This is a genomic window from Paenibacillus sp. 1A_MP2, assembly GCF_052244825.1.
In the GTDB taxonomy this organism is placed as follows: Bacteria; Bacillota; Bacilli; order Paenibacillales; family Paenibacillaceae; genus Paenibacillus; species Paenibacillus vandeheii.
Map to the genome: position 1 here is coordinate 2,453,612 of NZ_JBQQCS010000001.1, position 14,746 is coordinate 2,468,357.

The window sequence follows — 14,746 nt, forward strand, 5'->3', positions numbered from 1 at the left end:
TACTCTAAAAATGAAAAAAGATGAGTTGTTTGGAGAAATTGTTTATGAAGATTTATGGATAGGGACGACAGAGATAACTATGTTTGGGAAAAACCAAAAAATACTTTTGAATATTTATGGCGAAGAGAATGAGGAAATTACTCCGAAACCAACGGGATGCTTTTTCGCAATTCAAAGCGAATATGCCTAGCATAGTAAAGGAAAGCGAAGATAAGATTTTAGAGTATTATTTAGAGAACTATGAAGATTATCGAGCAATGCAAAGTGATAGTGAAGAAGTTGAAAAAAATGTTCCAAAGATTTCATCAATAGACGAGTTAGGGAGACTTGTTACGCCTACAGGTTTGCTAATAAGATATGATTTCGAAGATGGTATTAGAAGAGTAGGGATATTATGTGATTGCACTTGGGAACAAGAACATGGATTGGGTATTAGTGTTGAAAATGAAGAAGTAGTAGAAGTGGGTCTTCAAGATATTGTACTTTAACAGGGTCTGTCAAAGACTTAGTGTAAACTTGGTTTATAACCCCAGCAACAAGATCGTACAATGCCACAATGCGAGTTAGCCGCCCGTGTTGTGGTCTTTTTCATTCTCTGATATAGATGGCGGCGGTTAAAGAATAACCCCCACCCAGTGCCGAATGAAGCCATTATTCAACTAATCTCATACTTAACCCATGTAGTATCTGTATAGAGATTTCTTCATTTTGTTTGTACGCACATCAACGCTTGAATTTTATACCCTACTTAACTTAATAGCATCATGTTGAACAGGTCGATTATGGTCAGATACCACCATAATGGATCTGTTTTTTGTATGTTCGCTTTCTCACCGATTTTTCAAATCATTCACAACTGTAAATTACGTTTCTTGATGGATGTAGTGCTAGGAATGTTGCACCAAAATTGCAGGATGGTTCGACCACTATATTGCGAGGCTGTATCGGAACCATTTTTACAAGGAAGCATGCAACGAATTTGATAGTAGTTACGATCTTTATTGTGTAAGGATAATCTGGTGACGACCAGTTGACATAGAGAGTAGTTCATATGGTAAGGTTAGCCGCTCACTCCATCACTATTCGAGGGGGAAAGCAATCATGGACATGCCATTAACGAATTGGGAAGAACTACAGTCTAGAATGTTCAGAAATGCCTGTGCTGAACAACCGGATGAAGAACCGACAGAACTCTATGCAGTCAATACCGCGTTTTATGCCAAAGTTCCTCAAGAAATCCGCCTATGCTTTTTCTTGAAAGGCAATGCGGTTAACGTACTCCTTGAACTTGTATCGTGGGGGATATTGGACAGAGGGATAAAACGGAAAATAGCGGAGTGGTTTGTTATCAATCAGCAAGTGATGGCTCTCCATCTTGGGTTATCGAGAATACCGTCTGCACCAAGGTTGAAGAAGAAGGACTTTATCGAGGTTCAAAGGCGTGGTCGGAGGAACTTCTATCGTCTATGTACGATGCTGAACCCCTGTATGGTCTTGTCAGAAGCCGCTCATGCTTTCTTAAAACATGTCTACAACGAATCCAATTATGATGTGGTTCTTGTGCAAATGGACGACTGGGTGAGAGAGAAGTACCAAGACAGGCAGGACTTGTTTTCGGGAAGCAGTTGTATCGGCTGTTCTGCCAACGATAAAGAGCAAGGACTTCTATCCGTCATATGTGAGAAGAATACAGGAAGATATACGCAATGCAACGCCGAATGAGTTGGGTATGCTGTCATTGGTCGAGTGTCATAGCATTGTACTGGATTTGTGCGGTGAACGGACGGAGGTAATCGAGCGACAGTTACGGCTTCTAGAAGGGTAAGTCTCGTAAGCACCCACCGCGTTGGCATGAGAATTACCACAATACACCTAAATTGTACGGTAGCCTGAATATTATATTATTAGGCTGTATCTGAACTAGACTGTCTCACGATAAGGTATACTGAGCTCCAATGGTAGGAGCGCGAAGCGAAATGGTATGCTGACGGCTGCCAAAGAGTTGACTACATCGACTTCGGTGACCGATTTCTTTAAGAAGTTGGAACAACAGAACAAGGAGATTAGTCTTGCTTATGAGCAAATTCCGAGTTACTTCTGTGAGAAGTGGGCGCGTGAAAAAGTCCAACGTGACCTGCAGAAGTCGCTGGAATTTTTCGAGAGTGTGGAGAAAGACGATGTTCAACATCAAACCTTCTTTTCGCCCTACTACCAAGAAATTTCATGGGCATTAGACAGGGCGGGTATATATCATAATATTACCGTCGAGGAGGTAAAAGATTATAATTTTTGGTTGCGTCAGGACCTGACATTGGAACAAATGGAATATGTAACTCAATTGATTTACAATCCGATTAGCAATGAGAAATTCGTAGAGATGATCTACGATCATAAGATGCATCGCGATTTAATAGAGAACGGAACGATGATTGGCGGTAATCTAAGGGTAAGAACGCTAGACATTAAGGAAAGGTCATGCAAGTTGTTGGTAAAGGATTAAAAAAAGCAGCTGCTTGGTGGGGGTGGCAGCTTCATTCTGGACGGGTAGGCCAATGTGCAAGCAGGCCTGCTGCAACAGGAGGGCAGCAACAAAGCGCCTGTTCATGTGGCGGATCTGCCACCAGAGCCAGAGCCACCGCTGATGCCGATTGAGGAGTACGAAGCGGCTCAGGCTGCTGCTGCAGAGGCAGCCGCATTAACCCAGGCCTCGACGACGAACCCGAAGGATGGATCCTTGGTTGGAGCTGCATTGGCCATCACTGCTATGATTCCGATCATGGGAGCGCTAGGAGGTATTGCTGCTCAAACCGCCGTCGGTGCTGGTATCGCCGCCGTGGCCACGGGTCTCATCGCGAGTGTACCGAAGATAGGGTCTTTCAAGCCTTCAGGGCTGAATTTGCTGGAACGACTCATGAATGGTTTTGCTGAAATGCAACAGCAGGAGAACGAAGCGAAATGGGCGATGCTTGGTAAAATGCTGACGGCCGCTAAAGTGTTAACTACAGCGACTTCGCCTCTCGATCTGATCAAGAAGTTGCATCAGCAGCATCAGGAAATTAGCATGACGTATTATGAAATTCCAGGTCATATTCGGGAGAAGTGGACGAAACAGCAGGCAGATCAGGACCTGAAAAGTTCGCTGGATTATTTCAACAAAGTGATGAAAAACCCGGAGGAATACAATATTCTTTTTGTAGGTCCCCATTTTGCGAATATTACCTTCGATATTGGCAGGCCTCATATCACGGTAGAGGAACTAGGGAGTTATGACTATTGGAAGGCTCAAGGGCTAAGCCTGGATGAAATGAAGTATCTGTCCTGGAGGCTCAAGGCTCCCATGAGCGAACAAGCCTTTGCTGAACTATGGGGTGAATACGATCAATATGATGCGACGCTAAAAGGTCTGGATACTCAAGTTAATTTTAAGAACAAGAGAGGTTTGGCAGGTGGTCTTGTAGGCTCGGTCCGGTCTGATCCCCCAGGCAAGTGGAACAACCCCGCCCAAAGTGAGCACGAGCCCGTCTTCGCCTATAGTGCCCAAAGTGAAGACATTTGTCCGAAAATATTGGGAAGAAAGTCAGCAGATGCGAATCGTATCTGGTGGAGGAAGTCATTGGAGCAATAATAAGACGAACAAAACAGGTGAGACGACTTCGGGGAATGGAAAGACAGCAAACAGTGGGGAGGATCAACCTCAAAACCTGTAGAGAACCCGCCGAAGTCGAAAACAAGTTCGGGTAGTTCACCTTCTTCGAAAAAGAATGAAGGAAATTCAACGACAACGTCGAAACCAAGCACGACACCAAAGACGAATCCAGAAAAAAGAAACACCGAATGAAGTGAATACCTGGAAGCCGCCAACGAAGAAAAAGGACGAAGGTAAACCGCAAGCCGATACGAAACCACCTAAATCATCCGAACCGGAGAAACCGCAGGAGAATACAAATAAACCGAAGGAGAGTTCGAAAGGTACTGAGGGAACGGGGAAAGGTAAGAAGTTAGAACTGTCGGATTTTACTAAAGAAATAATGGAAACTAAACCGATGAATTCACCTATTCCACAAAAATGGTATAATAAGGGTGGTTACATCTCAATAGATAAGAATGGAACTTGGACATATACTAATAAGAAAGGGCAGTCTGTGAGTTATCCAGATGGCTACCCCGACTTTTCAGAGTATTATCATCCTACTATTAAACCAGTAACAATAGAAGTCACTACTCCTAAAAACCCTCAGGCGGACTTCAAGAAGGCGAACTTAGAAGCAGGACTAAATAAGGATTCTGATCCACCAGTTCCTGAACTAAATCAACCTCCAACAGGGTACACTTGGCATCATCATGAAGATGGAAAGACAATGGTTCTTGTTCAGAAGGATATCCATAGGGACTTTAGACATATAGGTGGTCAGTGTACAATTAACGGAAAAAATGATTATAAAGGAGAATAAACATGGCAACGATTTATAACACAAATGAAAAAGTTAAATTAAAAAATATTGAGGAATTTGAAGCAAAATATCATGTCGTGCTTCCGGTTCAATATCGCGATTTTTTGCTTGAGTATAACGGTGGTAATGTAAAGCCAAATGTTTTCAAAATTTCAGATGATGAAGGAGAGACTGCTCTCAACACACTTTATGGGCTAGATATCAATGAATCCTACGATGAGTTATCGAGTGTGTTTGACTCATTATATGGCGAAATCCCAAACGAATTTATATCTATAGGTGATGATTCTGGAGGAAATCAAATTTGTCTAGGAACTAGCGAAGAGTATACGGGGAAAATATATATTTTCCTTCATGATATAGAACCTACTGAAAAGATGAGCAATATGTTTCTTATATCTGATTCTTTTGATAGCTTTTTAGATAGTTTATATGAAGTTTAATCTTTAGAAAATGACGGATGCAGAAAAGCTAATTTCAACTTGAATTATAAGTCGAAATTGGCTTTTTCATTTGTCTGATCCCTGATCTTTGACCAGTAGCTAAAGAAGAAGTGCAAATTGAGTATATGTTAGGTGGAAAAGGCACATACGGAGGAGCAGCGAGAAGAGCTAATTTTGCTCAATCAGATCAAAGCTTAGCTGAACAACTTAATAATTCTCCTGAAATAGCACGCCAATTTGGTATGGAGTCTGGTAAAATTACTGCTAAAGATATAAAGATTTAGCGAGATGAAAATAAACTAATATGGCACGAATTAAAAGGAAACAGATGCTGTACAATTCAAGTGGCTGAATGATAGATTACCAAATAAAGTACAACCAGAAGGAACAACTTGGCACCATAATGAAGAAAGTGAATTGATGAAACTTGTACTTTTGGTATTCATAGTATTACAAAGCATAATGGAGGAAGAACAAAGGGACACTGGGCAGACGCTCCAAGACATTAATTTGAGAGGTGAAATATGTTGAAAATACAAAATAATAGTATAATTTATCCGCTTCCAGGTAGTAATTTAATTAAGCGTGTAGAAGAGAATTTTGAAATCGAGTTTCCCAAAGATTTTATAGATTTTATTTCGAAAAGCAATGGATCTATTCCAATAACTAGATTTTTTGAATTTAAATCGAATAGATATGTGGTTGATCGTTTTCTTTGTTTATTGGACAAGCCAAGCGAGCATGATAATGGTATGTATGATATTAAGGTTGTTTTCAGTCAATTGGATGAAAGGATACTCTCTGATGGAGATATGACAGGTGCTGAATTAGTACCAATTGCAGCTCTATTTGCAGGAGATTTTGTTTGTCTAGACTATACTGAAAGTAAAGTCGATCCAGTTGTTTGTATATGGTATAATGAGGAGTCAGATGAGTATGACCCAGTTACAGAAAAAATTGCAGATAATGTTAATAGTTTTCTTGATATGCTAGAAGAATATATTCTTCCTATAATGCAATCATATGACAACATTTAAAAGGCTTACTCCTACTCGAACAATGAGTCAGGAGTAAGCCTTTTATAGTTTTATGAAATGGCTATAGTTGTTACATCTGTTACCTAAAGGTGTGCTTGTTTAAGCGTTACTTTCCATAAAGATTCTAATCCACCTGTGCCAGCTAGTAATAAACCTCCAGACGGTTATACGTGGCATCATCATGAAGATGGAAAGACAATGATCCTTGTTAATGAAGATATTCATAGAGAGTTTAGACATATCGGTGGTCAGTCAACAGTAAATGGAAAAAATAAAAAAGGAGAATAACTGTGGCGAATATGGATAGAGTAAACGAAAGAATAACTATAAATGATATTCGTGAATTTGAAAGTAAATATGTTCTTAACCTTCCTGAACAGTATGTTGATTTCTTACTTAAATATAATGGAGGATATCTTGAAGAATCGACATTTAAGATTTCTGATGAAGAGGGTGAAAGTGTCATAAATAAATTCTACGGGATTGGTAATATGAAGGGGAATTTGGGTAAGGTATTTGAGGTTTTAGATGGAGAGTTACCTGGAAAATTTATATCGATTGCTAATGATCCGGGAGGAAACGAGATTTGTATTGGAACTGGTGAGAAACACTTTGGAGAAAATTATTTTTGGATACATGATATGGAGTCAGATGAAGAAATGGAAAATATGTTCTTTTTAAAAAGTAGTTTTAATGATTTTTTTGATAACTTATATTAAGAATTCATTTAAAATCCCTAGTGTTTTCATGAGCGTATTTACTAAAACAAGAACTTACATTACAGCCATCAATGTTACACTGCAATTTTCCCTTCTATTTTTCTTATTTCTGTCCCAACGTCCTATTAAATATGAAATGAGGTTGGGCGGCTGACTCCAATTAGACGTAATCCATTTCGGTTGAACGCACACGATCTACTTTAAATTATAAATTAAATAACGCTATACCGTTACATCAAACAGGTTGATTATGGTCAGATACCACTATGATTGACCTGTTTTTTGTTATCGTGGTTCTCTTACGTTTTTTTGAAACTGTAGAATACGCCCGATAAGTAGGATGAAATAGCAATAAATCGCATCTTTTAGAATAGATTAACGCACTATTGAGAGTAAGGCGGCTAATACGAAGGCTTTTTCATATTGTCCGCAACTTAATAGAACCTTTCAGCGATTGTTACAGCGCAAGGAGAAAATCTGCTGATGAGCAGTTGACATAGAAGTTGAGTGCGGTTTGGCTAGCTACCTGCCCAAAGTCGAACCATAATTCGGGTCGTTCAACTGAAGCAGGACTTAATCAGACGCCAGCACCTGAAAATCCCAAGGTTGGATTTAAAGTGGGACGAGGTGAATCCCAGTGCACGCTTAAACCTCTGCCAGATCCTAAAGTACAGAAAATATTTAAATAATATGGTGTTGCATCAGCAGCATCAGGAAATTAGCATGACGTATTATGAAATTCCAGGTCATATTCGGGAGAAGTGGACGAAACAACAGGCAGATCAGGACCTGAAAAGTTCGCTGGATTATTTCAACAAAGTGATGAAAAACCCGGAGGAATACAATATTCTTTTTGTAGGTCCCCATTTTGCGAATATCACCTTCGATATTGGCAGACCTCATATCACGGTAGAGGAACTGGGGAGTTATGACTATTGGAAGGCTCAAGGGCTAAGCCTGGATGAAATGAAGTATCTGTCCTGGAGGCTCAAGGCTCCCATGAGCGAACAAGCCTTTGCTGAACTATGGGGTGAATACGATCAATATGATGCGACGCTAAAAGGTCAGGATACTCAAGTTAATTTTAAGAACAAGAGAGGTTCGGTAGGCGGTCTTGTAGGCCCGGTCCGGTCTATCCCGCAGGCAAGTGGAACAACGCCGCCCAAAGTGAGCACGAGCCCGTCTTCGCCCATAGTGCCCAAAGTGAAGACATTTGTCCGAAAGTATTGGGAAGAAAGTCAGAAGATGCGAATCGTATCTGGTGGAGGAAGTCATTGGAGCAATAATAAGACGAACAAAACAGGTGAGACGACTTCGGGGAATGGAAAGACAGCAAACAGTGGGGGAGGATCAACCTCTAAACCTGTAGAGAACCCGCCGAAGTCGAAAACAAGTTCGGGTAGTTCACCTTCTTCGAAAAAGAATGAAGGAAATTCAACGACAACGTCGGAACCAAGCACGACACCAAAGACGAATCCAGAAAAAAAAGAAACACCGAATGAAGTGAATACCTGGAAGCCGTCTGCAACGAAGAAGAAGGACGAAGGTAAACCGCAAGCCGATACGAAACCACCTAAATCATCCGAAACGAAAAAACCAGAGGAGAATACAAATAAACCGAAGGATAAACTGGAAGGCACTGAGGGGACTGGTAAAGGTGGAAGTGGTAGTAAACCACCATATTTAAAAAACATTGATGATTTCTTATCAGGTAATAAGAAATTTGATGAAGTATTAGATGACTATGCTAAGCATTATGTTGATATCATAAATATTAAAGGATGGTCATGGGAAAAAAGTATACAGGGAGGTGCTAATTTAACAGGTTGACAAAGAAAACTGATTAGAACTAAAGCTGAGGAATTGAAACTTATACCTAAAATTGAAGTGAAGAAAGTAGAAGGTATGCGTTACGGCTTTGCTGATTTTGAGGGGGCTGGTGTAGTAGTGCATACAGATTACCTTCCAAAAGATTTGTGGAAGAAAGGTGACACAGAACAGTTTAACTAGTTGAATAAAAATCTACCAAAAGACATAATGAAATTGGTTGACAACGGATCGTATACATGGCATCACACTGAAGTACCGGGGAAAATGCAATTAGTTCCCTTTGGTATTCACAATATTACTACTCATAATGGTGGTAGATCAACTGGAATGTGGGCAGATGCACCAAGATAAGGGAGGAAAAAATTGTGGAAACGAGAGCAGAATCTATTATTTATCCATTACCATCTGATCAGCTATTGTCAAAAGAAGAAGGTTTCTGGAGGGTAGAGTTGCCTTCAGACTATAAAGAATTTATTAAAATAAATAATGGAGGCATTCCAGAAAGACGTTCTTTTAGTTGTGGTGGTCATAATTACTTAATTACTAGATTTTTGTGTATTATTGAAGATCCGACCAAACATGAATTTGGAATATTTGATATAGATGCCACAAAATCTCAACTTGACGAGAGATTGATTGATGATGAGGACTTGATAGGAGTAGCGTTGTTACCAGTTGCTGTTCTATTTTCTGGTGACTTTCTATGTTTAGATTTTCGTAAATCTAGGAATTCCCCTAACGTTTGTGTCTGGGATCATGCAAATTCTGGTGAATTTGATCCAGTGAGTTATGTTGTTGCGGATAGTTTTAAAGATTTTTTGGCGATGTTAACTGAATAAACAATATACTTAAGCCTGTTATTGTTACACAGGTATTCACAACTCCAACAACAAGATAGTACAAAACGTCCAACAAAACAAACACCTAAAAACTTGACCAATACACTTGTTAAAACTTTCAAAAGCTCTTTCCAACTTGAACCATGAGTAGGAGGAGCCTTTTTTATCTATGCCAAATTAATGATCACTACGCTTAATTAAGGTCAAAATCAGATGGGAGTTGTGGGCTCCTTCAAGCCACCGGCATTGAATTTGCTGGACCGACTTACTAAAGGTTTCGCTGAGCTACAACAGCAGGAGAACGAAGCAAAGTGAAAAACTGTTTGGTAAAATGCTGACGGCCGCTAAAGAGTTAACTACAGCGACTTCGCCTCTTGATCTGATCAAGAAGTTGCATCAGCAGCATCAGGAAATTAGTGCCACATATTATGAAATTCCAGGTTATATTCGGGAGAAGTGGACGAAACAACAGGCAGATCAGGACCTGAAAAGTTCGCTGGATTATTTCAACAAAGTGATGAAAAACCCGGAGGAATACAATATTCTTTTTGTAGGTCCCCATTTTGCGAATATTACCTTCGATATTGGCAGGCCTCATATCACGGTAGAGGAACTAGGGAGTTATGACTATTGGAAGGCTCAAGGGCTAAGCCTAGATGAAATGAAGTATCTGTCCTGGAGGCTCAAGGCTCCCATGAGCGAACAAGCCTTTGCTGAACTATGGGGTGAATACGATCAATATGATGCGACGCTAAAAGGTCTGGATACTCATGTTAATTTTAAGAACAAGAGAGGTTCGGCAGGTGGTCTTGTAGGCTCGGTCCGGTCTATCCCCCAGGCAAGTGGAACAACGCCGCCCAAAGTGAGCACGAGCCCGTCTTCGCCTATAGTGCCCAAAGTGAAGACATTTGTCCGAAAATATTGGGAAGAAAGTCAGCAGATGCGAATCGTATCTGGTGGAGGAAGTCATTGGAGCAATAATAAGACGAACAAAACAGGTGAGACGGCTTCGGGGAATGGAAAGACAGCAAACAGTGGGGGAGGATCAACCTCAAAACCTGTAGAGAACCCGCCGAAGTCGAAAACAAGTTCGGGTAGTTCACCTTCTTCGAAAAAGAATGAAGGAAATTCAACGACAACGTCGAAACCAAGCACGACACCAAAGACGAATCCAGAAAAAAAAGAAACACCGAATGAAGTGAATACCTGGAAGCCGCCAACGAAGAAAAAGGACGAAGGTAAACCGCAAGCCGATACGAAACCACCTAAATCATCCGAAACGAAAAAACCAGAGGAGAATACAAATAAACCGAAGGATAAACTGGAAGGCACTGAGGGGACTGGTAAAGGTAACAAACCTAATCTTTATGATAAGGATGGAAATTATACGGGCGGTAGAACTCAGAAGGAATTGGATGACTTAGCTCGAGATCTAGCAAGTGATGGGAAAATAGAACCTGAAAATATAAGGGAAAGGGAAGTTGGATTAGCAGTAGAAGAAAGAGGTCAATTAGGAAAGCTAATACGTGATCCTCAAGCAGAAAATGGAGCAGAGTTTATTGATACTTCTTCAGGTTTAAAGTTGGACGTGAAAAGCTTTGAATCGTACCCAAGTGGTGACAATGGAGTTCCTATAACAAATCCCAAAAAGGGTGCCTTTACTATCAAACAAGGTATGAAAAAGCTACAAAAAGAATTTGATAATGGGAACAACGTAATTATTGACACGAGAAAAATGGAGCCTAAGCATGTTGAACAACTCAAGAAAGCAATTGATGAAGAAGGAGTAACAGATAAAATAATATGGTATCCTTAAGGAGTGGGAAAATGGAAGGAAATCTTAATAGGAAGTTTGAATTGCATAAAAAGTGGGTTGAGACAATTGGTAAAGAAGGCGAAATGTTAAAGCTAGATGAAGTGGACTTAAGAAGTTTTGATTTATCGATATATTGCTTGAACAAGCATAATTAATAGAGTGTACTTTTGATGATCCAAAACTGGAAAATATTGATTTTCACACATAATTATTAGCCTCGTCAACATTTAAAAATGCATATTTAGATAAATGTGATTTTTATAAATCAGATCTCAGATATACAGATTTTTCTAAATGTGTCATTAAAAAAAGTGGATTTAGTAAAGGTGATTGTTGGGAAGCAATATTTAGAAATGCATATTTAGTAGATTGTAATTTGATTAATGTATCATTTTACTTAACGGATTTTAGTTGGGCAATACTTGAAAATATAGATATAAGTGTAGCGACATTTGAAGAATCTTTATTAAGCGGAGTGACTTTGAAAAATATTAAAGGTATAGAAGAAGCTCATATTAAAAGTATTAATATTGGTACGTTGGATAATCCAATTTTGTTGAAATCAGATGAAGCAAAGAAATGGATGTTAGAAAAATGTGAAGTAAGTGGCTAAGAGGATTGGTTGCCAGTGCCGAGTGGAATGGGTAGCAATGCTCAATCAGACTTACCCCTTATCAGCCCTATATGAAATTTTACTAAATATGTTTGTACTCACATCAAATGCTTTAATTTTATAACCTAAAATTACTATTTCGTTTCATCAAACAGGTTGATTATGGTCAGATACCACCGTAATTGGCCTGTTTAATGTTATCTTTGTTTTCTTGTGTTTTTTAATTACTCACAACTGTAGAATAATCCGCCCCGATAGGAAGATATAATGGAAGTGAATGTCATTTTTAGAATGGATACCGCTACTATTAAGAGTATCGGCTAAAACGAAGGGTTTACATGATCCCCAAAGTTTGATCCTATTAATGGATGGTATGATGTTGAAGTTATTATTACACAAATAGGTGATAGATTAACTGATAATGAAGATTTAGTGGGGATGAATGTAATTCCTATTGCGGCACTTTTTTCAGGAGATTTTATTTGTTTGGATTATAGAGAGAAGAAAGAGCCTGTGGTAGTTATTTGGTTTCATGAAGAGTCAGAGGTGATATCTCCAGTTACACAAAAAGTCGCTCCCAATATATCAGCATTTTTGAAATGCTCAGTGAATAGGGTTGTTCTAGTTCATGTTAGCACGTGACCCAGTTAAAACGATGTGTCTGAATAATTAACAGAAGATGAGAAGATAGATCTATCTAATGACAGATGATAAAAATCAGTAAGGAAGTGGCCAGATGGAATTTGAATATCATGTAACCATGAGTGATCTGAAGCAGAATGAGAAGGAAACCTTTATCAACATCTGTAATAAAGAGAACGTAAAGCCCGTATTGATCGTCTTGGACCAAGGTGAATACATCAATCAGCCAATGATTACAGGCATTGTATATAGCGCGGATTATGAAGAAGTGAAGAATGTTATTGAAGAGGTTGTTGCGAAGTTTCGGGATAACGAACTCACAGTTGTTCGGACGAAGGTGGAAATTCCGGCAAAGGAAGAGACGTATTTTGATCAGCCGATGCTGGCGCAGTCTACGCCATATTTTGAATGGCACGGTAAAGTGTATGTTGATGATGTAGTCAGGTTGAAGCAGTTGTGCGCCGACTCAGGCGGACATATCTCACGGAACTCGCTGAATGCGAATGGGAAAATTAGATTTGTTACGGTCAGAGAATATAATAGTTCTGAAAAATTCTATAGCAGAGTAGAGAAGATACATAATATCTTACAGCAGAACAAAATCGAACTGTTAAAACAGCAATATGAACTGTGCATCTATGACAGTCGGGAAGAACTGGATCGTGGATGGATCTAACCGAATGTTGGGTGCGATGAATAGAGGAGGAGAACAGGTGTCTGGGAAAAATGTACAATTACATAACTTGAACGAGGATGAAAGATTCATTGTTGTGTTGGAAGCCTTATTGAAGCGTGCCTCTCTGGTGAATAGCCCATTTGTATTAAAAGGAAGTTTGCTGACAAGACAGTATTTGGAGAATCCCAATGTACGTTATGTTGATGACATCGACTTTTTGTATGTAGGTCGAATTGAGACTGAGGACCAGGCCAATGAAATATTTACAGACTGGATGATCCGGGTGACGGAAATGGACCTGAATGACGGTATCGTATTTCGAAGCTTTCGGGAGAACACGTTCTGGAGAAGAATAGACTATGCGATGGCGGATGATTTCCCTACGGTGAACACAGAGCTTGCCTTTTATATTGATAGTGAACCAAGGAGCGAAAATGAGTATGAAGATGAGGATGAGCTGCATCTTGATATATCCTTTAACCTCGACTTGGACGAGAAGTCTGTTGCTCTATCGTACCAACCCATGCTTGGAGAAGCTTTTGTCGTTCCTCACACCGTACCACTCTCCATTCAAATTGCATGGAAACTACATCAAACGATAGTGAGGCCCCGATTCAAAGACTTGTATGATTTGCAGCATCTGTTGTCTAACCCGTCATACGACCAACAGGCTCTGCAGGAGACACTACAGACCCTGGTCAACGAGTGCTATATAGACCCAGCAATTACAAGAGAGGATATGAAAAAGGTACTGGTTAACAATCTTCATGATGTGTATTTGAGGTTAAACTACGATTACGACCTGCAATATTATGCAGGAAGTCGTAGTCCTGAAGTGTACTTTATGGAGTTTGTTTCGGAGCTCCGCAAAACGATGAATCACGCTGGGATTAATAGTTACGCGTATGATCATTTACCAAGTTGTATTACGCACAAATAGAGCTTCTCATTTACAAGTAAGCTGAATCATTGTTTGTCTAACCGTAGATAGATTTGAAAGGAACACCCTATCTCCGATACAATGTTCTCATAGAGTCTGAGAGAATGGATTCAATATAGCTCAGAAATGGAGAATTACAATATGACTGATTTTATTAACGCTGAAGATATTAACGACATGATTCTGGCTGCGGCTGCTTCAGAGCTGGAGCAGATGGTGGATAAGATATGTGATCTGTTGGGTACGCCCTTGGAACAAACGACTGAACTGGAGCGGCAGGTCATGGCTGCATTTGGTTTTGGGGCGGTATACGGCATTACTCATCGGGATCAACTTAAGGAACCACAGGCTCATGCACTGAGCATCCGGATGCTAATCAAGCCGTTTAACTACAGTGAACAGCAGGCTGTGGATTTTGCCGATGATCTGATCCGGGTGGCTTCAGACCGTGAGGCTCATCCGGTAATGAACACGATTATTCATCGTGGGATTAATGGACACCGTCAATTTAACCAGGAGGACGACGAAGGGCTGGCCCGCAACATTCAAGAGATTTTGGCGGCGGTACAACCGGAGAGAAACTGAAGAGCAAGGACGGACTTCTCTTCTATCATGGGAATGAAAATATATGGCTGGCCGATCACATTCCGGCACGTTACATCGAGCAATAATTACGGTCTTGAAGTCCAAGCCTGCTGATCCTGGCTGGCGAATAGTAGACCATTTCTAAGGAACTCAGG

General features: G+C 40.0%; 19 protein-coding genes and 2 pseudogenes. All 21 read left to right on the forward strand.

What is annotated here, in order from left to right; genetic code table 11:
* Nucleotides 1-10: 10 nt before the first annotated feature.
* The 21 genes and pseudogenes from ACTWJ7_RS11990 (at nt 11) to imm48 (ending at nt 14,591) form a co-directional block, all read left to right on the forward strand.
* Nucleotides 11-190 carry a hypothetical protein gene (locus ACTWJ7_RS11990; RefSeq protein ID WP_443145487.1) on the forward strand — a complete coding sequence of 60 codons (180 nt, stop codon included), beginning with the start codon at nt 11-13 and terminating at the stop codon, nt 188-190.
* On the forward strand, nt 183-488 hold the full coding sequence (locus tag ACTWJ7_RS11995) for a DUF6985 domain-containing protein (RefSeq protein WP_443145488.1): 306 nt from the start codon (nt 183-185) through the stop codon (nt 486-488). The genes ACTWJ7_RS11990 and ACTWJ7_RS11995 overlap by 8 nt, the downstream gene beginning before the upstream one ends.
* A 613-nt stretch (nt 489-1,101) precedes the next feature.
* On the forward strand, nt 1,102-1,722 hold the full coding sequence (locus ACTWJ7_RS12000; RefSeq protein WP_079350493.1) for a hypothetical protein: 621 nt from the start codon (nt 1,102-1,104) through the stop codon (nt 1,720-1,722).
* Between the two features lie 259 nt (nt 1,723-1,981).
* Nucleotides 1,982-2,500: a hypothetical protein gene (locus ACTWJ7_RS12005; protein ID WP_079350494.1), complete on the forward strand. Its 519-nt coding sequence runs from the start codon at nt 1,982-1,984 to the stop codon at nt 2,498-2,500.
* A 54-nt stretch (nt 2,501-2,554) separates the two neighbouring features.
* Nucleotides 2,555-3,625 carry a hypothetical protein gene (locus ACTWJ7_RS12010; RefSeq protein ID WP_443145489.1) on the forward strand — a complete coding sequence of 357 codons (1,071 nt, stop codon included), beginning with the start codon at nt 2,555-2,557 and terminating at the stop codon, nt 3,623-3,625.
* A 136-nt stretch (nt 3,626-3,761) separates the two neighbouring features.
* Nucleotides 3,762-4,451, forward strand: a complete 690-nt coding sequence (locus tag ACTWJ7_RS12015) for an HNH endonuclease (RefSeq protein WP_443145490.1) — start codon at nt 3,762-3,764, stop codon at nt 4,449-4,451.
* A gap of 2 nt (nt 4,452-4,453) precedes the next feature.
* A complete protein-coding gene (locus ACTWJ7_RS12020; protein WP_079350107.1) occupies nt 4,454-4,894 on the forward strand; it encodes an SMI1/KNR4 family protein in 441 nt (146 codons plus the stop codon).
* A 92-nt stretch (nt 4,895-4,986) separates the two neighbouring features.
* Nucleotides 4,987-5,175: pseudogene (locus ACTWJ7_RS12025) on the forward strand (hypothetical protein); the annotation flags it as partial.
* Between the two features lie 246 nt (nt 5,176-5,421).
* Entirely contained in the window at nt 5,422-5,931 is a 510-nt protein-coding gene (locus ACTWJ7_RS12030) for an SMI1/KNR4 family protein (protein ID WP_301878436.1), read from the forward strand.
* 135 nt (nt 5,932-6,066) lie between these two features.
* Complete coding sequence (locus ACTWJ7_RS12035) at nt 6,067-6,219, forward strand: HNH endonuclease (RefSeq protein ID WP_079350108.1); 153 nt, start codon at nt 6,067-6,069, stop codon at nt 6,217-6,219.
* 11 nt (nt 6,220-6,230) lie between these two features.
* Nucleotides 6,231-6,650 (forward strand): SMI1/KNR4 family protein, encoded by a 420-nt coding sequence (locus tag ACTWJ7_RS12040; protein ID WP_079350111.1) that lies wholly within the window; start codon nt 6,231-6,233, stop codon nt 6,648-6,650.
* A gap of 723 nt (nt 6,651-7,373) precedes the next feature.
* Nucleotides 7,374-8,480 (forward strand): hypothetical protein, encoded by a 1,107-nt coding sequence (locus tag ACTWJ7_RS12045; protein WP_301878060.1) that lies wholly within the window; start codon nt 7,374-7,376, stop codon nt 8,478-8,480.
* A gap of 207 nt (nt 8,481-8,687) precedes the next feature.
* Complete coding sequence (locus tag ACTWJ7_RS12050) at nt 8,688-8,831, forward strand: HNH endonuclease signature motif containing protein (protein ID WP_301878433.1); 144 nt, start codon at nt 8,688-8,690, stop codon at nt 8,829-8,831.
* A gap of 14 nt (nt 8,832-8,845) precedes the next feature.
* Nucleotides 8,846-9,319: an SMI1/KNR4 family protein gene (locus ACTWJ7_RS12055; RefSeq protein ID WP_094939947.1), complete on the forward strand. Its 474-nt coding sequence runs from the start codon at nt 8,846-8,848 to the stop codon at nt 9,317-9,319.
* Nucleotides 9,320-9,710: 391 nt separating this feature from the next.
* Complete coding sequence (locus ACTWJ7_RS12060; RefSeq protein WP_443145491.1) at nt 9,711-11,135, forward strand: hypothetical protein; 1,425 nt, start codon at nt 9,711-9,713, stop codon at nt 11,133-11,135.
* A 229-nt stretch (nt 11,136-11,364) separates the two neighbouring features.
* Nucleotides 11,365-11,421 (forward strand): annotated as a pseudogene (locus tag ACTWJ7_RS12065) (hypothetical protein); the annotation flags it as partial.
* A gap of 15 nt (nt 11,422-11,436) precedes the next feature.
* Nucleotides 11,437-11,748: a pentapeptide repeat-containing protein gene (locus ACTWJ7_RS12070; RefSeq protein ID WP_218671923.1), complete on the forward strand. Its 312-nt coding sequence runs from the start codon at nt 11,437-11,439 to the stop codon at nt 11,746-11,748.
* A gap of 390 nt (nt 11,749-12,138) precedes the next feature.
* Entirely contained in the window at nt 12,139-12,390 is a 252-nt protein-coding gene (locus ACTWJ7_RS12075) for an SMI1/KNR4 family protein (protein ID WP_443146369.1), read from the forward strand.
* Nucleotides 12,391-12,484: 94 nt separating this feature from the next.
* Entirely contained in the window at nt 12,485-13,066 is a 582-nt protein-coding gene (locus tag ACTWJ7_RS12080; protein ID WP_079349697.1) for a hypothetical protein, read from the forward strand.
* Nucleotides 13,067-13,103: 37 nt separating this feature from the next.
* On the forward strand, nt 13,104-14,006 hold the full coding sequence (locus ACTWJ7_RS12085; RefSeq protein WP_301878058.1) for a nucleotidyl transferase AbiEii/AbiGii toxin family protein: 903 nt from the start codon (nt 13,104-13,106) through the stop codon (nt 14,004-14,006).
* Between the two features lie 141 nt (nt 14,007-14,147).
* The gene (imm48, locus tag ACTWJ7_RS12090; protein WP_079349696.1) at nt 14,148-14,591 is read left to right on the forward strand and encodes an Imm48 family immunity protein; all 444 of its coding nucleotides are present in this window, start codon (nt 14,148-14,150) and stop codon (nt 14,589-14,591) included.
* Nucleotides 14,592-14,746 lie beyond the last annotated feature (155 nt).

Coding starts and splice junctions, on each gene's coding strand:
- ACTWJ7_RS11990 (WP_443145487.1), top strand. CDS start 11: ATGAAAAAAGATGAGTTGTTTGGAGAAATTGTTTATGAAGATTTATGG.
- ACTWJ7_RS11995 (WP_443145488.1), top strand. CDS start 183: ATGCCTAGCATAGTAAAGGAAAGCGAAGATAAGATTTTAGAGTATTAT.
- ACTWJ7_RS12000 (WP_079350493.1), top strand. CDS start 1,102: ATGGACATGCCATTAACGAATTGGGAAGAACTACAGTCTAGAATGTTC.
- ACTWJ7_RS12005 (WP_079350494.1), top strand. CDS start 1,982: ATGCTGACGGCTGCCAAAGAGTTGACTACATCGACTTCGGTGACCGAT.
- ACTWJ7_RS12015 (WP_443145490.1), top strand. CDS start 3,762: ATGAAGGAAATTCAACGACAACGTCGAAACCAAGCACGACACCAAAGA.
- ACTWJ7_RS12020 (WP_079350107.1), top strand. CDS start 4,454: ATGGCAACGATTTATAACACAAATGAAAAAGTTAAATTAAAAAATATT.
- ACTWJ7_RS12040 (WP_079350111.1), top strand. CDS start 6,231: ATGGATAGAGTAAACGAAAGAATAACTATAAATGATATTCGTGAATTT.
- ACTWJ7_RS12045 (WP_301878060.1), top strand. CDS start 7,374: ATGACGTATTATGAAATTCCAGGTCATATTCGGGAGAAGTGGACGAAA.
- ACTWJ7_RS12050 (WP_301878433.1), top strand. CDS start 8,688: ATGAAATTGGTTGACAACGGATCGTATACATGGCATCACACTGAAGTA.
- ACTWJ7_RS12080 (WP_079349697.1), top strand. CDS start 12,485: ATGGAATTTGAATATCATGTAACCATGAGTGATCTGAAGCAGAATGAG.
- imm48 (WP_079349696.1), top strand. CDS start 14,148: ATGACTGATTTTATTAACGCTGAAGATATTAACGACATGATTCTGGCT.